Raw genomic sequence first — 21423 nt, 5'->3', positions numbered from 1 at the left:
TCCGCCCGCAGCTATCTGCCCGGTCTTTTTGACATGCCCCATAAGGACAATCCGTGAATCGCTATCTCTTAAGCAGTCTGACTCTGACCCTGTTGGCTGCGTTTGCCCATGCCGCCGAACCGGCATCCGCCGCATCCGCCGTGGCAGCACCAACCGTGGCGCCCAGTGTCGCACCTTCCGCGCCTGCCGCCGCTGGCATCGTTTCCGGCATCGATGTGCAGTACATCGACCCTGCCGTCAGAGTGCAGGACGATTTTTTCACCCATTTGAACGGCAAGTGGCTGGCCACGGCCGAGATCCCTGCCGACAAGTCGAGCTGGGGTTCGTTCGCCAAGCTGCGCGATGACACCACGCCACAGTTGCGCGGCATCATCGAAGCCACGCAGCAGGACAAGCACAAGAAGGCCGGTTCCGAAGCGCAGAAAATCGGCGACATGTACGCCAGCTACATGGATGAAGCCAAGCTCGATGCGCTGGGCACGAAGCCGCTGGCAGGCGAACTGAACCGCATCCGCTCGCTGCGCGACAAGAAGGGCGTGCCCGCCCTGATCGCCCACCTGAGCCAGACGGGTGTGTCGACGCCGTACGCCGTGTATGTGGGGCAAGATGCGCGTGCCTCGACGAAATATGCGGCGTATGTGAGTCAGAGCGGCCTGGGCATGCCCGACCGCGATTACTACCTGGAAGCCAAGCAGGCTGGCACCAAAGAAAAATACCAGGCGCACGTGGAAAAAATGCTGGCCATGGCCGGCGACAAGAACGCCGCCGCCCGCGCCAAGGCCGTGGTGGCCCTGGAAACCTCGCTGGCCGAAGTGCAATGGACCAAGGTTGAGAACCGCGACCCCGTCAAACGCTACAACAAGACCGACATTAACAAGCTGAACGAACTGACCCCCGGCTACGACTTGAAGTCCGGCCTGGCGGCCCTGGGCATCGCCAACAAGGTCGATTACGTCATCGTCAACCAGCCGAGCTACCTGGCCGGCTACAACAAGGTGCTGGCTAGCACCGACCTGGACACCCTGAAAGCGTATTTCGAATGGCAGTTGCTGCGCAGCTATGCCAGCTACCTGTCGAAAAACTTCGTCGACGAGAGCTTTGCCTTCTATGGCACGGTGCTGAGCGGCGTGACGGAAAACCAGCCGCGCTGGAAGCGTGGCGTGGGCGCCGTCGAAGGCGTGCTGGGCGAAGCCGTCGGTAAGCTGTATGTCGCGCAATATTTCCCGGCAGAGCGCAAGGCACACATGCAGGAACTGGTGAAAAACGTGCTGGCCGCCTATAAGGACAGCATCGACACCCTGGACTGGATGAGCCCGGAAACCAAGAAGGAAGCGCAAGCCAAGCTGGCCAAGTTCACGCCGAAGATCGCGTATCCGAACAAATGGCGCGATTACACGAAGCTGCAAATCGTCCAGGGTGACCTGGTCGGCAACATGATGCGCGCCGCCAATTTTGGTTCCGCCCGCCAGGTGGCCAAGCTCGGCAAGCCGATCGACCGCGAAGAGTGGGGCATGACGCCGCAAACGGTGAACGCCTATTACAGCTCGACGATGAATGAAATCGTCTTCCCCGCCTCCATCCTGCAGCCGCCGTTCTTTGACGCCAACGCGGACGACGCCGTCAACTATGGCGCCATCGGCGCCGTCATCGGCCATGAAATCAGCCACGGCTTCGACGACAAGGGCAGCCAGTCCGATGGCGACGGCAACCTGCGCGACTGGTGGACTCCGGCCGACCGCAAGAACTTCGCGGCCAAGGCCGACGCGCTGACCAAGCAATACGACGGCTACAGCCCATTGCCTGGCTATAACGTCAACGGCGCGCTGACCCTGGGCGAAAATATCGCCGACAACTCGGGCGTGGCGATTGCGTACAAAGCCTACAAGATTTCGCTGGGCGGCAAGCCGGCGCCCGTGCTCGATGGCTTGACGGGCGACCAGCGTTTCTACATGGGCTTTGGCCAGGTATGGCGCAGCAAGATGCGCGAAGCGCAGCAAATCGTGCAAATCAAGACCGACCCGCATTCGCCGGGCCAGTACCGCGCGAATGGCACCATGGTCAACCAGCCTGGCTTCTATGAAGCGTTTGGCGTGAAACCGGGCGACAAGATGTATGTCGCCCCGGAAAACCGCGTGATCATCTGGTAAGCCCTGTCTTGATGAAAACGTAATCCTGTAGCAACAGAAAAGATCACCTCGCGTGGTCTTTTTTGTATTTCGGACAAAGTTTTTTCTGTCGTTTCGGCCGGTATGCTACAGTCAAAAACCGGGCCAGAAGCCTCGGGCATTCTGACCCTTATATTCCACACAATATAATATTGAGGATTACCGTGAATCGTTATTTGTTAAGTGCATTGACCCTGAGTTTGCTGGCCGGCGTGTCCGGCATGGCTGGCGCCGCTGATTCTGCCAAGAAAGCTGCTGCTCCCGCCACGGCCGTCGCGGCTGCCGCGCTGACGTCCGGCATCGCCGTCGAATACGTCGATCCTGCCGTGCGCGCGCAGGACGATTTGTTCCAGCACCTGAATGGCAAATGGCTGGCGGAAACCGTGATTCCAGCCGACAAGTCGAGCTGGGGCAGCTTTGCCAAGCTGGCCGACGATACGCAAACGCAGCTGCGCGGCATCGTCGAAGGCGCCGCCGCCGACAAGGCCCGTGCGACCGGTTCGAATGCCCAGAAGATCGGTGATTTCTACAATAGTTTCATGGATGAAGCCAAGCTGGAAAGCCTGGGCCTGACGCCCTTGAACGCGGAGCTGGCGAAGATCGCCGCGCTGCAGGACAAGGCGGAATTGCCGGCCGTGATCGCCCACTTCAGCAAGCTGGGTGTGACTTCGCCTTACGACTTCGCCATTCACCAGGACGCCAAGGATTCCACCAAATACGTGGCCGACATCGTGCAAAGCGGCCTGGGCTTGCCTGACCGCGATTACTACCTGGAAGCGGGCAAGGCCGATACGCGCGCCAAATACCAGGCCCACGTGGAGAAAATGCTCAGCTTGTCCGGCGACGCGAATGCTGCCGCGAATGCGAAAGCCATTGTGGCCCTGGAAACGGAATTGGCCAAGGCGCAATGGAGCAATGTGCAGAACCGCGATCCCGTCAAGACCTACAACAAGGTGGAGCTGGCGAAACTGGCCACCGTGGCGCCAGGCTATGACTGGGCCCGCTACCTGAAGGACACGGGCATCGCCGGCAAGGTCAATTACGTGATCGTCAGCCAGCCCAGCTACCTGAAAGGCTTTGCCGAGATCGCCAACAAGACGCCGCTGGACACATGGAAAGCGTACTTCCAGTGGCACTTGCTGCACGCCAATGCCGGCTACCTGCCAAAAGCGTATGTCGATGAAAACTTCGCCTTTTATGGCACCACGCTGACGGGCGTGACGGAAATGCGTCCGCGCTGGAAACGCGGCGTGGGCGCCGTCGAAGGCGCGCTGGGCGAAGCCGTGGGTCAGTTGTACGTGGAGCAATATTTCCCGGCCGAGCGCAAGGTGCGCATGGAAGCGCTGGTCAAAAACCTGATGACGGCCTACCAGCAAAGCATCGACAAGCTCGACTGGATGAGCCCTGTCACCAAGAAACAGGCGCAGATCAAGCTGGCCAAGTTCACCACCAAGATCGGCTACCCGAACAAATGGCGCGATTACTCGGGCCTGACGGTGGCGCCGGACGATTTGATCGGCAACATCCAGCGTTCGCACCTGCTCAACTACAACCGCGAATTGAACAAGCTGGGCCAGCCTATCGACCGCGACGAGTGGGGCATGACGCCACAGACCGTGAACGCCTATTACAATCCTGAGCTGAACGAAATCGTCTTCCCTGCCGCCATCCTGCAAGCGCCGTTCTTCGACGCCAACGCGGACGACGCCGTCAACTATGGCGCCATCGGCGGCGTGATCGGCCATGAAATCAGCCACGGCTTCGACGACCAGGGCGCCCAGTACGATGGCGACGGCAACCTGCGCGACTGGTGGACCAAGGCCGACCATAAAAACTTCGCCAAGAAAACCAAGCAACTGGTGGCGCAGTACAACAGCTTCAGCCCTGTCAAGGACCACTTCGTTAACGGCGAACTGACCCTGGGCGAGAACATCGCCGACAATTCCGGCGTGGCGATTGCCTACAAAGCGTACAAATTGTCGCTGAATGGCAAGAAAGCTCCCGTCATCGACGGTTTCACGGGCGAGCAGCGCTTCTATGCGGGCTTTGCCCAGGTATGGCGCATGAAGATGCGCGAAGCGCAGCAACTGGTCTTGCTGAAAACGGACCCGCACTCGCCAGGCCAGTTCCGCGCCAACGGCACCATGCGCAACCAGCCCGGCTTCTACCAAGCCTTCGACGTGAAACCGGGCGACAAGATGTATCTGCCACCGAAAGACCGCGTCATCATGTGGTAAGACTGCTGTTCAAGGCCTAAGTTGCCAGCCGCCCCGCGCAAGCCGGGCGGCTTTTTTTGGTGCGCCAGGCATGGCGCGACGCGCGCGAGCGCGGCCCGACTGACTGTGGTGGTTAGTTGAGTGACTTGGAGGTGAAAGTCCTCTGCACACCCGGCAAGGGGGAGTGCTAGCTGAACGGCAAGGGTGTTCATCGGCATCATCCGCCTGTTCATGGGGCGCCTGGGTGTACTTAAGAGCAATATCGACGCCCTGTCGGCCGGCGACGCCGACCTGACGCGGCGCCTGCCGGGCGGCGGCGGCAGCGAGTTCAACGATGTGGCCGGCAGCTTCAACGCCTTCATCGAGCGGCTGCAGCAGATGATGCGCGAAATCGGCCGCAGCACCGGCTCCATCGCGCTGGCCTCGCGTGAAATCGCCAGCGGCAACCAGGATCTGTCGGCCCGCACCGAAAGCCAGGCCAGCGCGCTCGAGCAGACCGCCGCGTCGATGGAGGAGTTGACCGGCACCGTCAGGCAGATTGTCAGTAGCGGCCAGGAGGCCAACCGGCTGGCGCTGGACGCCTCGAAGGTGGCGGCGCGGGGCGGCGTGGTGGTGACACAGGTGGTTGAGACGATGGGCGCGATCGAACGTTCATCGAAGAAAATCGCCGACATTATCAGCGTCATCGACGGGATCGCGTTCCAGACCAACATCCTGGCGTTGAACGCGGCCGTCGCGGCGGCCCGGGCCGGCGAGCAAGGCCGCGGCTTTGCCGTGGTGGCATCCGAGGTGCGCAACCTGGCGCACCGCTCGGCCACGGCAGCCAAGGAAATCGGTGCGCTGATCGTGGAATCGGTGCACAACGTTGACGCCGGCACCAAGCTGGTCGACCAGGCTGGCGCCACCATGCACGAGATCGTCGCCGGCACCGACAAGGTCGCCAACATCATCGGCGAGATCCTGCTGGCCAGCCAGGAGCAGGAAACGGGCATCGGCCAGGTCAACCAGGCCATCGTCCAGCTCGACGACAACACCCAGCAAAATGCCGCGCTGGTGGAGCAGGCAGCGGCAGCAGCCCATTCGATGCAGGAGCAGACCGGCAAGCTCGAACAGATTATCGGCGCATTCAAGCTGTAGCGCGCCGCGCACGGACATTAAAAAAGCCGCCCGGTTCAGTTGAACCGGGCGGCTTTTTCACATCTGCGGCAGCCTTTGAGGGCCGCTTCAACGCGCCGCCTGAAGCGGCATCGCGCTTATTTCTTGGCTTCTTCCGTTGGTGCGCTAGCGCCGTCAGCGGCCGCGGCCGGTGCTGGCACTTCTGGTTCCTTGAACTTGCCGCCCGAAGCGTTGGCAATGTAGACGACGGCGCGCGCTACTTCCACATCGTCGAGGTCGGGATTGCCGCCCTTGGCCGGCATCGCGCGCAAGCCTTCGATGGCGTGTTTCAGGACCGTATCGTAGCCCTGGGCCAGGCGGGCCGACCAGCCGCCCACATCGCCAAACTTCGGTGCACCAGCCACGCCGGCGCCATGGCAAGCCACGCAGGTTGCCGTGTAGACAGCTTCGCCGCTTTGCAGCACTTTCGGACCGCTGGTATCCTTGAAGGTAAAGCCGGCGTTGGCAACCGGACTCAAGCGCTCGGCAATGGCTTCCGGCGACTGGCTGTCCGTGCCGGCGCCCGTCAGTTTTTGCGCCGTGACGAACTGCACCAGCAAGATGATGCCGATGACGGTGACGAGGAAGAAGCCAGCTACGGCGGCAAGCAATTGTTTAGGCGTTTTGATCGCTGATTGTTGTTCGTTATGTGCGTCGCTCATGATGTCCTTAGTCCAGATTTGAAACTGATGGCCGTGTAAGGTAGCATTTTTACATGCTTGGATGCAAACCTTTATGAAACCCACAATTATAGGCACAAAAATTGAGCAGTGACATGCAATTGCCAGCGATACGACAGTTTCCGTAGACGTAGGTAAAGAAAAACGGTATCCTTCGCATCACTTCAGAAATTCCCCCTACGCGGCTGTAGCTCAGTGGATAGAGTATTGGCCTCCGAAGCCAAGGGTCGTGGGTTCGATCCCCGCCAGCCGCACCAGTTTTTCCCTAAAAAAATCAACTACTTGGTTGTTGCATTGGTTTGCAATGTAATGCGTTATTTTGCGTATTTTGGCACACTCACTGTGCCAAAATTGTGCCACCACATAGGCACAGAAATTCAAGTATTTGGCACAATGTGGTGACCTAGGTCGACTTTAATGAGTGTTCACGAGTGTAGTCCACGTGGCGCTGCAATCTCTTAAGTTCATCATCTACCTGTTACGAGCACGGCATCCATGGCCCCGGCCACAACAGCTTTACCACGGCCGACGATGGCGATGGCGTGTTGCTGGTGTACCATGCGCGCATCTACACGGAAATCGTTGGCGATCCCTTGTGGAACCCGGACCGTCACACGTTTGTGACGCCGCTGCGCTGGGATGCGCAGGGCATGCCCGTGTTTGGCCGTTCATCGACCCTGTAATCTTCGGAAGAGTGCTTATGACCTCTGTTGAACCTGTTTCCGCGTCCGCCACCGTCACCGAGGCGCCGTTCGGCGTCTTGCCCGATGGCGCCCACGTCAGCGTATTTACCCTGACGAACCGCCAGGGCATGCGCGTCAAAGTGCTCGACTTTGGCGCCATCATCAGTGAAATCCACGTGCCGGACCACCATGGCGTGTTTGCCGACGTGGTGCTGGGTTTCGAGCGCCTCGAACCCTACCTGGCCAACAGCGCTTTCCTGGGCGCCGTCATCGGGCGTTTCGGCAACCGCATCGCCGCAGGACGTTTCAGCCTTGACGGCAAGGATTACCAACTGGCGGTGAATAATGCGCCGAATCACTTGCATGGCGGCAACCAGGGCTTTCACCAGGTCATGTGGCAGGCCGAGCCGTTCACCAGGGATGACACCGTTGGCGTCACGTTCAAGCGCAGCAGTCCGGACGGCGAAGATGGCTATCCGGGCCGGCTCGACGTCACGCTGACTTATGAACTCGATGACGACAACGCGCTGAGCCTGCGCTACCACGCCGTGACGGATCAGGCCACACCCGTCAACCTGACCAATCACAGCTATTTCAACCTGGCGGGGCAGGGCACTATCCTCGGCCATGAGCTGACGATACACGCGGACCGCTACCTGCCCGTCGATGCCGGTTCCATCCCCACGGGCGAGCTGGCGGACGTGTCCGGCACGCCGTTCGACTTGCGCCAGAGCACCATCATCGGCGACAGCATAGCCCTGCCGCATGAACAGATCCGCATCGGGCGCGGCTACGACCATAACTTTGTGCTCAATCAACAGGCAGATCACAGGCTGAACCTGGCCGCCAGCGTGCGCGATCCCGTTTCGGGCCGGGTGATGCAGGTGTACACGCAGGAGCCGGGCATGCAGTTTTATTCGGGCAATTTCCTCGACGGCAGCCAGCACGGCAAGCAAGGCCCCATCTGCTACCGCGGCGCGCTATGCCTGGAAACCCAGCATTTCCCGGATGCGCCGAACCAATCCCATTTCCCCAGCACCATCTTGCGCCCGGGTCAGGTGTATCAGACGCAAACCGTGTACCGCTTTTCCGCCGAGTAGGCACCCCAGCCAAAACAGCCCACGCCCTGCAGCTACCCGCCCGCAGGGCGTTTTCATTGGTGCATGCTGATACCGTTTTCGATATCGGAACGCATTAAAAATTGATTGGAAAGGCATGGCAGGATTCTTTAGTATTCCAACATCGCTGCCCGGGCCGACGACCTTAAATCCGGCATGGCACAACCAGGAGAATGGCATGTCTGAGACAAAAAAGAAGGTTGCCCTGCGCTCTGCCGAGTGGTTCGGCTCGCAGGACAAGAACGGCTTCATGTACCGCAGCTGGATGAAAAACCAGGGCATACCTGACCACGAATTTCACGGCAAGCCCATCATCGGCATCTGCAATACCTGGTCTGAACTGACCCCCTGCAACGCGCATTTCCGCCAGCTGGCCGAACACGTCAAGCGCGGCATCCTGGAAGCGGGCGGTTTCCCTGTGGAATTCCCCGTCTTCTCGAACGGCGAATCGAATCTGCGCCCCACCGCCATGCTGACGCGCAACCTGGCCTCGATGGACGTGGAAGAGTCGATCCGCGGCAACCCGATGGACGCCGTCGTGCTGCTGGTCGGCTGCGACAAGACCACGCCAGCGCTGCTGATGGGCGCGGCCAGCGTCGACATTCCCACCATCGTCGTCAGCGGCGGCCCCATGCTGAACGGCAAGCTCAATGGCAAGGATATCGGCTCCGGCACGGCCGTATGGCAGTTGCACGAACAGATGAAGGCCGGTTCCATCACCTTGCACCAGTTCATGTCGGCCGAATCGGGCATGTCGCGCTCGGCCGGGACCTGCAACACCATGGGCACGGCCTCGACCATGGCCAGCATGGCTGAAGCGCTGGGCACGTCCCTGCCGCACAATGCCGCCATTCCCGCCGTCGATTCACGCCGCTACGTGCTGGCGCACATGTCGGGCATCCGCATCGTCGAGATGGTGCACGAAGACTTGCGCCTGTCGAAAGTGCTGACGCGTGCGGCGTTTGAAAACGCCATCAAGGTCAACGCCGCCATCGGCGGTTCGACCAATGCCGTGATTCACTTGAAGGCGATTGCCGGGCGCATCGGCGTGCCCCTGGAACTGGAAGACTGGACCCGTGTGGGCCGCGGCACGCCAACCATCGTCGACCTGCTGCCGTCGGGCCGTTTCCTGATGGAAGAGTTTTACTATGCGGGCGGCTTGCCGGCCGTGATACGCCGGCTGGGCGAAGGCGATTTGCTGCCGCACAAGAATGCGCTGACCGTCAACGGCAAGTCGATCTGGGATAATTGTGTCGAAGCGCCCATCTACAACGATGAAGTGGTGCGCACCTTGGACAACCCGCTGCTGGCCGATGGCGGCATTTGCGTGCTGCGCGGCAACCTGGCGCCACGCGGTGCCGTGCTGAAACCCTCGGCCGCCTCGCCGCATTTGATGCAGCACTGCGGCAAGGCTGTCGTCTTCGAGGATTTCGAACACTATAAATCGCGCATCCTCGATCCGGACCTCGATGTCGACGCGAACTCCGTGCTGGTCATGAAAAACTGCGGCCCGAAAGGCTATCCGGGCATGGCCGAGGTGGGCAACATGGGCTTGCCGCCGAAACTGCTGGCGCAAGGCATCACCGACATGGTGCGTATCTCGGATGCGCGCATGAGCGGCACGGCCTACGGTACCGTCGTGCTGCACGTGGCGCCGGAAGCCATGGCGGGCGGCCCGCTGGGCATCGTGCGCGATGGCGACATGATCGCCCTCGATTGCCACGCCGGCAGCCTGAATATCGACATCAGCGACGCGGAAATCGCCGAGCGCCTGGCGAAGCGCGAGCTGGGCAGCGCGCCTGGGCCGAAGAGCGGCTACCAGCAGCTGTACATCGACCACGTGTTGCAGGCCGACGAAGGCTGCGATTTCGACTTCCTGGTCGGCAATCGCGGTTCCGCCGTGCCGCGCCACTCACATTAAGCGGAGAATCCCATGCTGTTGCTGCAATTTACGAATGAACACGGCGACCGCCTGGTCGGCCTGCTGCAAGACGACCAGATCCGCGTCATCGAAGGCTACAACACGACGTATGCGCTGGCGCAAGACGCCATCCGCAAGAAGGTCAACCTGGCCGAACTTGTCAACGCCACCGTCGGCAACACCACGCACTTGTATGCGGATGTGGCCGCTGCCGGACGTCTGCTGGTGCCGCTTGACCATGCGGACGAAGCGCACTGCTACGTGACGGGCACGGGCCTGACCCATCTGGGCAGCGCCGGCGCGCGCGACGCCATGCACAAGAAAATCGGCGGCGACGCGGAGTCCTTGAGCGACTCGATGAAAATGTTTCGCCTGGGCGTGGAAGGCGGCAAGCCGGCTGACGGCACGGCCGGTGCCCAGCCCGAGTGGTTTTACAAGGGCGACGGCTCCATCGTGCGCCCAAGCCGCCAGCCGCTGCGCATGCCCGATTTTGCCCTCGATGGTGGCGAAGAACCGGAAATCGCCGGCCTGTACGTGATCGGCGACGATGGCCAGCCCTACCGCGTCGGCTACGCCATCGGCAATGAATTCTCGGACCATGTGACGGAACGCCAGAACTATCTGTACCTGGCCCACTCGAAGCTGCGCATGTGCAGCGTGGGACCGGCCCTGCTGGTGGGCGAATTGCCCGCGCACATCGCCGGTACCTCGCGCGTGCTGGATGCGGCCGGCAAGGTGCGCTGGGAAAAAACGTTTGTCAGTGGCGAAGAGAATATGTCGCACACGATTGCCAACCTGGAACACCATCACTTCAAGTATCCGCTGTTCAAGCGCCCTGGCGACGTGCATGTGCATTTCTTTGGCACGGCCACCCTGAGCTTTGCCGATGGCGTGAGCGTGGCGCCGGGCGAAACCTTTGAAATCGAAGCGCCGGCCTTTGGCCCTGCCTTGCGCAACCGCCTCGACGTCTCCCCAACCGAATTTGCGAAAGTGAGCACATTATGAGTTTCAATATCACCGGTGATGCATTGATCGGCGGCGTCGCCGTCAAGGGCAATGGCGGCTCCTTCGAAGCGTGGGACCCGGCCGCGCGCGCGCACATCGCGCCCGCCTTCCACATGGTGGACGTAGCGCAAATCGACGCAGCGTGCCGTCTGGCGCAAGCCGCGTTCGACCCGTTCCGCGCCACCACGGATGCGCAGCGTGCCGATTTCCTGGACGCCATCGCCACGCAAATCCTCGAATTGGGTGACGACTTGATCGTGCGCGCCATGACGGAAAGCGGCTTGCCGCGCGCGCGCCTGGAAGGCGAACGTGGCCGCACGGTGGGTCAGCTAAAACTGTTCGCCGGCTTGCTGCGCGAGGGTTCCTGGACCGATGCGCGCATCGATTCGGCTTTGCCGGAGCGCACGCCACCGCGTCCTGATTTGCGTTTGCGCATGATCGGCCTGGGCCCCGTCGCCGTGTTTGCGGCCAGTAACTTCCCGCTGGCCTTCTCCGTGGCCGGCGGCGATACGGCTTCGGCCCTGGCTGCCGGCTGCCCTGTCGTGCTGAAAGCTCATTCGGCCCACCCTGGCACGTCGGAACTGGTGGCGCGTGCCATTGTGAAAGCGATTGCCCTCTGCAAGCTGCCGGCCGGCGTCTTCGCCTTGCTGACGGGCACGGGCAATGGCATTGGCCAGGCTTTGGTCGCCCATCCGGCTATCCAGGCCGTGGGTTTTACGGGTTCGCGTTCGGGCGGCATCGCCCTGATGAAGGTGGCCGCGGAGCGCCCGCAGCCGATACCTGTATATGCTGAAATGAGCAGCATCAACCCCGTGTTTGTGCTGCCGCAAGCCCTGGCTGCCCGTGGCGCGGCGATCGCCAGCGGTTTTGCCGCTTCGCTGACGATGGGCGTGGGCCAGTTCTGCACCAATCCCGGCCTGGTGCTGGGCCTGGAAGGCGCCGACTTCACGGCCTTTGCCGCCGCTGCCGCCGAAGCGCTGGCACCCGCGCCGGCCGCCACCATGTTGACGGCCGGCATCGCCAGCAGTTATGCCAAGGGCGTGGCCGCCCTGGCGCAGCACGCCGATGTGACGTCGCTGGTGCAAAACACGGGCGAGGAAGGCAAGGGCGCCGCCGCCCTGTTCGTCACCTCGGGCGAGGCCTTCCTGGCCAAGCACGACTTGCGCGACGAAGTGTTCGGCCCCGCCTCCTTGCTGGTGGCTTGCCGCGACATGGAACAGTTGCTCACGATCACGGAAAGCCTGGAAGGCCAGCTGACGGCCACCCTGCAAATGGATGCGGGCGACCTGATTGATGCGCGGCGCTTGCTGCCCGTGCTGGAACGCCGCGTGGGCCGCATCCTGGCCAATGGTTTCCCGACGGGCGTGGAAGTGTCGACGGCCATGGTGCACGGCGGCCCGTTCCCGGCCACGTCGGATGGCCGCAGCACCTCGGTGGGCACGGCGGCGATCAACCGCTTCCTGCGCCCCGTGTCTTACCAGAATCTGGCGCAGGACTTGCTGCCGGCATCGCTGCGCGACGATAATCCGCTGGGGATCTGGCGCCGTCACGATGGCGTGCTGGGCAAACCTTAATCATAAAAAATACACAGTGGAGACAAGCATGAAGCAATTGGCGACATATGGCAGCTTGCAGGGCAAGCGCGTGTTCATCACGGGCGGTGGCAGCGGCATCGGTGCATCCCTGGTGGCGGAGTTTGCCGCCCAGGGCGCGCTGGTGGCGTTTGTCGATATCGCCGTGGAAGCCAGCGAGGCCCTGTGCCGCCGCCTGGAGGAGGCTGGCATGACGGCGCCCTTGTTCCGCCATTGCGACATCACGGATATTCCATCCTTGCAAGCCGTCATGGCGGAACTGGCGGAGAAGCTGGGCGACTTCGATATCCTCGTCAACAATGCGGCCAATGACCAGCGCCACCAGGCGCAGGATGTTACGCTGGAATACTGGAACGAGCGCATTGCGATCAATCAACGTCCCATGTTCTTCACGTGCCAGGCCGTCTTCGAGGGCATGAAGCGCAAGGGCGGCGGTTCCATCATCAATGTCAGCTCGATTTCCTGGCACATGAAGTCGGGCGGCTACCCCGTCTACGCCACCACCAAGGCGGCTGTCGTGGGCCTCACGCGGGGCCTGGCGCGCGATTATGGCGCCCACAATATCCGCGTCAACACGGTCACGCCTGGCTGGGTCATGACGCAGCGCCAGATCGACCTGTGGGTCGACGACGCGGCGGAAGTGGAAATCAAGAAAAGCCAATGCTTGCCAAGCAAGCTGATGCCACAGGACATCGCCGCCATGGTGCTGTTCCTTGCATCGGACGACGGCGCGATGTGCACCTCCCAGGAATTCATCGTCGATGCTGGCTGGGTCTGACAAAACGCCCTGGGCGTTTTGTCGGGCGCGGGTTTGCCCGTGGGCCGCACCAAGGTCTTGCTCTACGCCTTCAGCGGCTTGTGCGCGTCCCTGGGTGGCGTGCCGGTGCTGGGCACCATCCAGACCCTGATCGCCTTCGACGGCACGCTCAGCTCGTGGTGGACCAAGATCGTCATCGGCGGCCTGCTATTCGTCTTTTGCGTCGTGCAAAGACTGATGGCCATGGGCCAGAAACATACCAACGGGAGTTAAGCAATATGTTTTACAAGAGCAAATTTGCCGCAGCCATCGGCATGGCGGCGGCGCTCGCCTGCGCTCCATTCGGCGTGCAGGCGGCCAATCCCATCGTCAAGGATATCTACACGGCCGACCCCGCCGCGCTGGTCGACAATGGCAGGCCTACCTGTACGTCGGCCGTGATGAAGCGAGCGCCACGGATACGGATTACCGCATGAATGAGTGACGCGTGTATTCCTCGTGCGACATGGCGAACTGGACGGATCACGGCTCGCCCGTGCGCTTTTCCACCTTTGCCTGGGCCGGCAACATTTTCCGCGGCACCATCATGGACAAGAATGCCGTGGTGAAAACCATTCACCAGGCCATCATCGAATTTAACGGCAAGTCCTACCTCTTCTATCACAACGACAAATTGCCCGGTGGCGGCCAATTCCAGTGCTGCCTGCAAGGCATCCTGAGCGCTGCTTGACGACGCACCAGACAAACCGATATCAGTAGTATCGATATTGAATTAAAACTGATATCGATCATGATATGATTTATTCATGGATACCCTCAACCCCAACTGGTTCTTGCGAGCCCGCCTGAAGACGCGGCAATTGCTGCTGTTGATCGCCCTGGACGAGCAGCGCAACATCCACCGCGCGGCGGAAGAATTGCACATGACGCAGCCGGCCGCGTCCAAGCAAATCAAGGACCTGGAAGAGATGCTGGACGTGCGCCTGTTCGACCGGTTGCCGCGTGGCATGGAGCCGACGATTTACGGCGAGACGATGATACGCCACGCGCGCATGGCCTTGACGAGCCTGTCGCTGGCGCATGACGATATCGTCGCCCTGAAGTCGGGCCTGACGGGCCAGGTGGAAGTGGGCGTCATCATGACGCCGGCCATGGCCTTGCTGCCCCGGGCCATTGCCCGCATCAAGCAGCAGGCGCCGTTGATGCGCATCGGCGTGCACCTGGAGCACAGCAATACCCTGATGGACATGCTGCAGCATGGCACCTTGGATTTCATGATCGGGCGCATCCTGGAAAAGGAAAGCAGCGCCGGCCTTATCTATGAGGAATTGACGGAAGAGCCGGCCAGCGCCGTGGCGCGCAATGGCCACCCGCTGCTGTCGCGCAAGAATCTGCAACTGAAAGACCTGGCGGGCCAACCGTGGATCTTGCCGCCGCAAGGCAGCATCCTGCGCCACCGCTTCGACATGATGTTCCGCCGCGCCAGCCTGGAACCGCCCGTCGACGTGGTCGACACCACCGCCTTGCTGCTGATTACGTCCCTGCTGCAGCAAACGGATTCGCTGCACGTGATGCCGACGGAAGTGGCGCATTACTATGAATCGTTGAACGTGCTGAGCATTTTGCCCATCGAGCTGCCGTGCAAGATGGATGCGTTTGGCATCATCCGTCAGCAGGACCATTTGCTGTCGCCGGGGGCGGACATGCTGCTCAAAGCCGTGCGGGCGACCGCCGCCGATATGTACTAATCCGGCACTTCAAAAAAGAACAGCTGCACCAATCTGCCATTCTCCGGCGTGTCGCCAAACACATTGCTGATCGAGTGAAAGTAATGGCCCTTGTACACGATCAATCGGTTGTGGCGCATGGGTACTTCCAGCAGCGCTTGCCAACTGTCGCGCTGTTCCTGTAAGTCGTTGAATTTCTGCACCTTACTGTTCGGCAGCCAGCGTTTCTGGAAATCCTTGAAGCTGGCGTAGCCGCCCGCTTTTACGTCCGCTTCTGGCAAGCGACGGTACCAGCCGCTGGGCTGGTGGCGCCAGAAGGTGGTGCCGCCCTGGCACTGTTCGGGCGGGTTCAGATACAGCACGCCCGCATAGAAATTGAAATTGTTGCCCGTCTCGTTATCCACGTGGATATCCGTGCGCGCCATCGCGTCCGCATAGCTGAGGCGGTAGGAACCATTGTCGGGCGAGATAAAACGGATGGGGCGGCCCAGCGCCGTGGCGATGCGCTCCATGATGGCTTGACTGGGCTGGCCCGCCGTCTGGCTGCCCGGGTAGTTCTGTCCCGCATAGCGCTGCTGCTCGAACGGTAAAGCCAGCGCCTGCGCACGCCAGGCGGCGGGATCGGGCAGGAAATCGTCGAGGATGTGCAGGTCGGTTTCGCGCAGGAAATCGTGCAAGCTCGCAGGCACATCGGGTATGGTCAGCCGTTCCGTGTTTTCAGTGTTGGGACTGGCAAAGCCGATGCGGCACGTATGTGCCAGTGCCGGGTGCAGTGCCAGGGCCTGCGCGTAGCGGGCCAAAGCCAGTGCCTGCTGGCCCGTGCGGTAATACAGTTCGGCCAGGCCCTGCAGGGTTTGCCAGCGCTGCGGGCGCAGGGCGTGGGCCCGTTCCAGTTCGGCGATGGTGTCCGTCAGACGTTGTTTTCCCATCAGCAATTCCGCATGGCTGATGGCGAAATCGTGCTCGTGCGGCGCCAGCCGCGCCGCCGTGGCATAGCTGGCCAGCGCCGCCTCGCTGTCCGTACCGCGCAGCACATTGCCGAGGTTGTAGTGGAACAAGGCATTGTCGGGCTGCTGCTTGAGCGACAGTTTCAGTAAACCCAGGCCGATGGCGCCCTGGCCCAGCTCCAGCATGGCCAAGCCCTGGAAATGCTGGGCTTCCGCCAGGGCCGGGTCCAGTTTATACGCGGCCTGGTAGGCATTGATCGCTTCGATCAGCTTGCCTTGCTGCTGCAGTTGCCGGCCCTTGGCCAGCTGTTGTTCCGCCAGTGTCTGTTCGCCCATGTCCCGATCCCGATGCAAAGTGGCGAACAGTGTAACCGAGCCCGTTCTACCGCGCCTGGCTGACAGGAATTTCTTCCCCGTTCAGCTTGATCGCCACCTTGACGATCTGCGCCTTGACCTGGTTGCTGGCCATGTCCGTTTCCTGGGCGTAGGCATACACGATGATGGCGAAGTCCTTGTAGCCGCTGCGCGCCGCCTCGATCTTGCGGGCCGCGTCCTGGTCCACTTTCAGCAGCGAGTAGCCGTCGCCATTCGTGAACGCCAGCTTGTAGTCGCCGTTGTCGTACATGTAGTAATACGTGCCCGCTTCGGCGAACTTGGCGGGGAAGGCGGCCTTGTCCATCGCGTACGGCGACAGCGCGCCCTGGCCGTTGATCTGGTAGCGCAGGTAGCGCTTCGTTTTGGCCTCATTGACCTTGGCGTCGATCTGCGGTTTCAGCGCGTCGAGCACTTCCTGCTTGCGGAAGGCGTCGTTGCTGCCCGCATATTCACGCGAGATGCGCTGCGCCACGGCCGCGTAATCGGGCGGCACGCCGGACAGGGCGATGTAGCTGTACATCAACTGGTTGCCGCTGGTGATGTCGACATAGCTGGCGCTTGGCGTGGCAGCGTCCGCTTGCGGCAGGCTGGCGGCAGCCACCTTGACTTGCGCTTTCGCGGCCAGGTCGGCCGTGCTGGTGGCTGGTGCGGCGACGGTCGGTGCGGCGGAGTCGGTCTTGCCGCAGGCGGACAGGATCAGGGCGATGGCGAGCAGAGCGGGCAGAGTACGTTGCATGATATTTCCTTCAGTGAGTGTGTAAGAGATGACTTAGCCGACGGGTTTAGCAAACGCTCTTGCGTTTGTATTCGCCAACACCGTAAGCGGCCAGGACAATGCTGGCGGCCAGCACCAGGTAAAAGCCGATGCCAAACGAGAGTCCTTGCCACACTTGCCCCAGCATTTCGCTGGCCATCTGCTCGGCCATGCGGGCTGCGCGGCTGCCCATGATGCCGCCCATGGCGTTGCCTGCCTCGCTGACGGCGCCCTTGATCTTGATCAACAGCAAGCTGCTGTGCACGACGACGAACAGCAGCGGTGCGCACTTGCCCAGCGCCGCTTTCGGCTGGCTGCTGGCCATGGTGGCGCAGCAGGCGGCAATCGCCGTCAGGAAGAAGAATTGCGCGGAGGTAAAACCGCCGCCGCCATCGCGGGCAAAGTTTTCCAGGCTGTCGGCGGACAGGCCCAGCAACTGCCAATAGGTGCGCGAGACGGAAGCGAAGAGGCGGATGCCGAGGGTGTTGAAGACAAAGGCGCCGGCGATCAGCACGCCAAGAGTCGCCAGCACCTTGATGCCCAGCGCCGAGACGGCCTTGCCCCACAGCTGCTGGCCCTTGTCGCGCGCCAGTTTCGCCGCGCCGGCCATTTCTTCCTGCGCCAGCTGCTGCGTCGCCACGGCGCTGACGGTGGCGAGGCTGCCCGCGTCGTCGAAGCCTACGTCGACGACGGCGTTGATGGCGGGCGCCACATCCGAGCGCCAGTGCGTGGCCACGTCGAAGGCATGTTGAATGCCGGCCACGCTGACGGAACCTTGTCCGCTTGCCTGGTAGGCGAGGATGCGGCCCCGTTGGCCGGTGGTAATGGTTGCTGCCGTGCTGGATGGTTGCATGGGATTTCCCTGGTCACTGTCATGCTGTATTGCATGTACCCACGGATAACGGGGACAGTTCAGGGAAATCCAAAATTATTTGAAACTATTTTTTCGGCGGCTGTAAGACGTCCTTGGCGGCGCCCTGGTAATCCTTCATCAAGCCCATGAAGGCGTCCTGCAAATGCCGGGCTGCGTCCTGCGGCGGCGCGCCCGTGCGCCGCGCCAGGTCGAATTTATAGGCATGGGCGGGGCTGTAGCCCGCTTGCGAGGCGGCGTCGAGCAGCACGCCCGCGCGTTTTAATGAGGCCGCGTCGCCCTTGACCATCAGCAATTCCGCCAGATAAGTCTGGGCGATGGGAAAGTCTTTCGCGGCGGCCTTTTCCAGCCACTGCATGCCTGCCTTCGGTTGTTTGATGCCCGCATCGCCGCCGCCGATGCCATAGCCGAGGGCAGTCAGCGCCACCAGGTCGCCACTGCGCGCGCGCTTTTCCAGTTGCTGGCGGGGAAACGGCCGCGCCGCGATCTGCATGCGGATTTCATAGTTGATGTCTTGTAAGACGTTGCCTGGCCATACTTTCTTGCCAGCGGCGGTGACGGCGGCAGGTGGCACCGGCGCCGGCGCCGGAGCGCGCATGCCGCTGTTGCCCGAGGCCAGCACGCCCGGCACCGGCTGGCTGACGCCCTTGCCGCTGCCCACGTTCAGCACCAGGCGCGCCGACGTTTCACCGAACGAGACGCGGGGCTTTTGCACATCGTGCGTCATGGCGGCCACCCTGGCTGCCACTTGCGAGAAGACGTCGCCCATCGGCAAGCCCGGCGCATCGAGCGCGTCGAGCAGGGCGCTCGTGTAGGGGCTGTTGCTCGAATCGGGCGACCAGAAATCGCGCGCCAGGGCGCCGGGGCCGGCTGAATAGGCGATCACCACGCCGCGTGGCGCTTGCGTGTCGGCAAAGCCGTGGCTGGCCGCGTTGCCGCCACCGGGAATCACCGCCGCACCACCGCGCGTATATTCCTGGCGGCAAGCGTCGAGGATCAGCACGGCGCCGCGCGCGCCCGTGCGCTGCAAATCGCCTGCCAGGCTGGAAACGGACACGCCCTGCGCGGCGATGGCCGCCGCGCTCAGCGCATGCATGTTGGCGCCCAGCGGCAGCACATAATTGGCTTCGCCCGCCTGCGCGCCGTGGCCCGCGTAAAACACGAGGGCGATATCGGCGCCGCGTGCCTGCGTGGAAAACTCGGCCGACGCCTTTTGCAGCTGCGCCGCCGTGATGTCCGTGCGTAACAGCACTTCAAAGCCCAGGCGGCGCAGGCGCTCGGCCATGGCGCGCGCATCGTTGACGGGATTTAACAGGGGCTGCGGATAGGCCGCATTGCCGATCACCAGGGCGATGCGCTTGCCGGGGGCAGCTTGCACCGGCGCTGGCACGGCGGCGTGCGCTACGTTGCCGCCCAGCAAAAAGAACAGGCTCAAGAACAGGGGAATCAGGCGATGCATCGGCGTCTCGGGAATTGTCGTGAAAATAACAAAAGTTAGCGATTTCCAGTGTGATATGAGAAAATTGCTTTAATGCATTTTACCTTACTGACAAGTTTCTCTTGTCTGGCCAGCGCATTGCTTGATTGCCGGTGCGCGTCGCCGCCGGCCAGTGGCGCGTGCCGCCCAACACACGATCGGACCGGCTGTGCAATCGGAACAATTTGAACGGATTCATGCTTTCTGGACCCGCCGCCCGCAGCTGACGCAAGGTGAACTGGGCGAGTTTTACCAGCGCGTCATCGCCGCGCTGACGCCGTGCCGCCCGCGCGAGGCGGCGTCGCTGGGCGATTCCCTGGCCGACTTGCGCCACCAGTTTTTCATCGAAAAAGTCCTCCACAGCGACAGCGACGCCGCACCCCACCATGTGGGCGCCCTGTTTTTGTACTTCAAGCGCTTCATCATCGACCAGCTGCGCAAGCAGCGCGATGACGAAGATGCCGATGCGCAAGAGGGCTGCGAGCTGCGCGCGCCCGACGCCTATGCGGAACCGCTGCGCGACTATCAGCTCACGCCGCAGCAAGTGCGCGTAGCGGCAGACGTTTTTATCACCACCTTGCCTCGGGACTTGATCTTGCTGCTGCGTCATTGCGGCTGCGGCGGCATGCCCGTCAAGGAACTGGCCGAGCAAATCGCTTCCGCGCACTATCACGGTGGCAAGCTGGGCCTGGTGCACAGGCAGAAGGGCGAGACCAATAGCGCGGGACGCCAGATCGTCGAACCGGCCCACCGCGCCACCTTGCTGGGCAGCTGGGTCTTGAGCCTGCTCAAGCTGCGCGTGGGGGACTCTTTGGCCGCGCGCGACATGCAGGCGGCGCAAATAGTTTTGGATATCTTGTGCGTGGCCGCGTTATCCCTGCACATGGACCCCGCGTCCACCCACCCGAACACTGATGAAAGGCCACCGGCATGACTGCTTTGACGCCCTCGCTGGCCATCGTTGCCGCGCGCCTGCCATCTCCCCCATCTTCCGCCGAGCTGCTGGACGCGGATGTGAGCGGTGCTACCCCCGACTGGCGCGGCATTGCCGTGCCGGAGCACGTGCTGGCAGGCTTTGCGCGCCGCAGCGATGCCGCGCCGCTGGCCGCGCGGCCCATCGCGGGTGGACAAATCCATGTGCTGGCGCGCCGCCCCGGCTTTGGCGCCGTGCTGCTCGATGCCTGGGATAGCACGCGGCAGCGCTGGCGCGGCTGGCTCGTCACGCCCGACACGGCGTATGCGGATGCCTGCGGCCTGGTGGTCGAGCAGCGCGACGCGCCCGCCGACCCGCGAGCCGGCCTGGTGCTGTGCGACCTGCCCGTGACCCTGGCCGTGACGGACCTGGGCGCCTGTCTGGGCGTGTTCAGCCAGGACCGGCTGCAGGCGGCGCGTTGGCTGGAAGCGCAGGGCCGCGCCAATGGGGCCACGGCGGCGCCCGGCGTGATCGCCCGCGTGGCCTTGCCCGGCGACGACTATGCGCTGACGGGCACGCCTTTGTCGCGCGAACTGGGCAAGGATGACCGCGTGGCCTACCGGCAATTGCTGCGCCAGGGGCTGCAGCAGTTGCAGATCGCCTCGGCCGAAGCGCTGGCACCGGTATCGAGGCCTGTGCAGGCGGCCAATGCCAGCCGCTGGCTGAAGATCGTCACCGCCGTGGCCGCCAGCGTGATGGTGGTGCAATCGGCGTGGCTGTTCCTGCCGAAACAGGATGCCGTCGTCGGCCATGCGGAATTCCGTAACGGGGGCAGCGGCGTCGAGACGGGCGTGCGCCTGCGCGTGCTGTTCCGCGCCGACGCGACGGAAGCGGAAATCCGCACCTGGCTGCAGCGCGAGCAGCTGGAAATCGTCGCCGGGCCGGACACCCTGGGCGCCTTTACCCTGCTGTCGCGCGACCGCCAGAAAGTCTTGCCGTCACCGGGACCGGGCAATCCGCTGGCCGTGATCAATCCCTGAATTGTGAAATAAGAGAAAGTTATCCAG

General features: G+C 62.4%; 18 protein-coding genes, 1 tRNA gene and 2 pseudogenes. 16 read left to right on the top strand and 5 right to left on the bottom strand.

Annotated elements, in window-relative coordinates; genetic code table 11:
- Nucleotides 1–53 precede the first annotated feature (53 nt).
- The 3 genes from ACQ4WP_RS00790 (at nucleotide 54) to ACQ4WP_RS00780 (ending at nucleotide 5518) form a co-directional block, all read left to right on the top strand.
- Nucleotides 54–2147: a M13 family metallopeptidase gene (locus tag ACQ4WP_RS00790; RefSeq protein WP_436518216.1), complete on the top strand. Its 2094-nt coding sequence runs from the start codon at nucleotides 54–56 to the stop codon at nucleotides 2145–2147.
- A gap of 182 nt (nucleotides 2148–2329) precedes the next feature.
- Nucleotides 2330–4402 (top strand): M13 family metallopeptidase, encoded by a 2073-nt coding sequence (locus ACQ4WP_RS00785; protein ID WP_436518215.1) that lies wholly within the window; start codon nucleotides 2330–2332, stop codon nucleotides 4400–4402.
- A gap of 183 nt (nucleotides 4403–4585) precedes the next feature.
- Nucleotides 4586–5518, top strand: coding sequence for a methyl-accepting chemotaxis protein (locus ACQ4WP_RS00780; protein WP_436518214.1), 933 nt, complete (start codon nucleotides 4586–4588; stop codon nucleotides 5516–5518).
- A gap of 116 nt (nucleotides 5519–5634) precedes the next feature.
- Here the strand turns inward: ACQ4WP_RS00780 and ACQ4WP_RS00775 are convergent, their stop codons facing one another.
- Complete coding sequence (locus ACQ4WP_RS00775; RefSeq protein WP_436518213.1) at nucleotides 5635–6198, bottom strand: c-type cytochrome; 564 nt, start codon at nucleotides 6196–6198, stop codon at nucleotides 5635–5637.
- Between the two features lie 199 nt (nucleotides 6199–6397).
- Here ACQ4WP_RS00775 and ACQ4WP_RS00770 point away from each other — a divergent pair.
- The 11 genes and pseudogenes from ACQ4WP_RS00770 to ACQ4WP_RS00720 all read left to right on the top strand — a co-directional run bounded on the left by ACQ4WP_RS00770 (nucleotide 6398) and on the right by ACQ4WP_RS00720 (nucleotide 15040).
- Nucleotides 6398–6473 (top strand) — tRNA-Arg (locus tag ACQ4WP_RS00770).
- 231 nt (nucleotides 6474–6704) lie between these two features.
- Nucleotides 6705–6899 (top strand): annotated as a pseudogene (locus ACQ4WP_RS00765) (family 43 glycosylhydrolase); the annotation flags it as partial.
- Nucleotides 6900–6916: 17 nt separating this feature from the next.
- Entirely contained in the window at nucleotides 6917–7999 is a 1083-nt protein-coding gene (locus tag ACQ4WP_RS00760) for an aldose epimerase family protein (RefSeq protein WP_436518212.1), read from the top strand.
- Between the two features lie 196 nt (nucleotides 8000–8195).
- Nucleotides 8196–9938 (top strand): IlvD/Edd family dehydratase, encoded by a 1743-nt coding sequence (locus ACQ4WP_RS00755; protein ID WP_436518211.1) that lies wholly within the window; start codon nucleotides 8196–8198, stop codon nucleotides 9936–9938.
- Nucleotides 9939–9950: 12 nt separating this feature from the next.
- On the top strand, nucleotides 9951–10943 hold the full coding sequence (gene araD1, locus ACQ4WP_RS00750; RefSeq protein ID WP_436518210.1) for an AraD1 family protein: 993 nt from the start codon (nucleotides 9951–9953) through the stop codon (nucleotides 10941–10943).
- Nucleotides 10940–12517: an aldehyde dehydrogenase (NADP(+)) gene (locus tag ACQ4WP_RS00745; RefSeq protein ID WP_436518209.1), complete on the top strand. Its 1578-nt coding sequence runs from the start codon at nucleotides 10940–10942 to the stop codon at nucleotides 12515–12517. Before araD1 ends, ACQ4WP_RS00745 begins: the two co-directional genes overlap by 4 nt.
- A 28-nt stretch (nucleotides 12518–12545) precedes the next feature.
- Nucleotides 12546–13313, top strand: a complete 768-nt coding sequence (locus tag ACQ4WP_RS00740) for an SDR family NAD(P)-dependent oxidoreductase (protein WP_436518208.1) — start codon at nucleotides 12546–12548, stop codon at nucleotides 13311–13313.
- A 30-nt stretch (nucleotides 13314–13343) separates the two neighbouring features.
- A pseudogene (locus ACQ4WP_RS00735) lies at nucleotides 13344–13565 on the top strand (sugar ABC transporter permease YjfF); the annotation flags it as partial.
- Nucleotides 13566–13570: 5 nt separating this feature from the next.
- A complete protein-coding gene (locus ACQ4WP_RS00730) occupies nucleotides 13571–13768 on the top strand; it encodes a hypothetical protein (RefSeq protein WP_436518207.1) in 198 nt (65 codons plus the stop codon).
- Nucleotides 13769–13779: 11 nt separating this feature from the next.
- On the top strand, nucleotides 13780–14022 hold the full coding sequence (locus ACQ4WP_RS00725; protein WP_436518205.1) for a hypothetical protein: 243 nt from the start codon (nucleotides 13780–13782) through the stop codon (nucleotides 14020–14022).
- A 76-nt stretch (nucleotides 14023–14098) separates the two neighbouring features.
- Nucleotides 14099–15040, top strand: coding sequence for a LysR family transcriptional regulator (locus ACQ4WP_RS00720; RefSeq protein WP_035823672.1), 942 nt, complete (start codon nucleotides 14099–14101; stop codon nucleotides 15038–15040).
- On the opposite strand, the gene ACQ4WP_RS00715 is transcribed toward ACQ4WP_RS00720, so the two are convergent.
- The 4 genes from ACQ4WP_RS00715 to ACQ4WP_RS00700 form a co-directional block, all read right to left on the bottom strand.
- A complete protein-coding gene (locus tag ACQ4WP_RS00715) occupies nucleotides 15037–16302 on the bottom strand; it encodes a DUF6445 family protein (protein ID WP_436518204.1) in 1266 nt (421 codons plus the stop codon). The genes ACQ4WP_RS00720 and ACQ4WP_RS00715 overlap by 4 nt on opposite strands.
- 46 nt (nucleotides 16303–16348) lie before the next feature.
- Nucleotides 16349–17077, bottom strand: a complete 729-nt coding sequence (locus tag ACQ4WP_RS00710) for a hypothetical protein (protein WP_436518203.1) — start codon at nucleotides 17075–17077, stop codon at nucleotides 16349–16351.
- 46 nt (nucleotides 17078–17123) lie between these two features.
- Nucleotides 17124–17948 (bottom strand): hypothetical protein, encoded by an 825-nt coding sequence (locus ACQ4WP_RS00705; RefSeq protein WP_436518202.1) that lies wholly within the window; start codon nucleotides 17946–17948, stop codon nucleotides 17124–17126.
- An 85-nt stretch (nucleotides 17949–18033) separates the two neighbouring features.
- A complete protein-coding gene (locus ACQ4WP_RS00700; protein WP_436518201.1) occupies nucleotides 18034–19425 on the bottom strand; it encodes a caspase family protein in 1392 nt (463 codons plus the stop codon).
- 187 nt (nucleotides 19426–19612) lie between these two features.
- Between ACQ4WP_RS00700 and ACQ4WP_RS00695 the strand changes: the two genes are divergently transcribed.
- The gene (locus ACQ4WP_RS00695) at nucleotides 19613–20377 is read left to right on the top strand and encodes a hypothetical protein (RefSeq protein WP_436518200.1); all 765 of its coding nucleotides are present in this window, start codon (nucleotides 19613–19615) and stop codon (nucleotides 20375–20377) included.
- On the top strand, nucleotides 20374–21396 hold the full coding sequence (locus tag ACQ4WP_RS00690; RefSeq protein ID WP_436518199.1) for a hypothetical protein: 1023 nt from the start codon (nucleotides 20374–20376) through the stop codon (nucleotides 21394–21396). The genes ACQ4WP_RS00695 and ACQ4WP_RS00690 overlap by 4 nt, the downstream gene beginning before the upstream one ends.
- Nucleotides 21397–21423: the final 27 nt, after the last annotated feature.

It is taken from the genome of Janthinobacterium lyxosi (assembly GCF_051380665.1).
In the GTDB taxonomy this organism is placed as follows: domain Bacteria; phylum Pseudomonadota; class Gammaproteobacteria; order Burkholderiales; family Burkholderiaceae_D; genus Janthinobacterium.
Note: the sequence above shows the minus strand (reverse complement) of the source record. Positions and strands in the feature narration are given on the sequence as shown.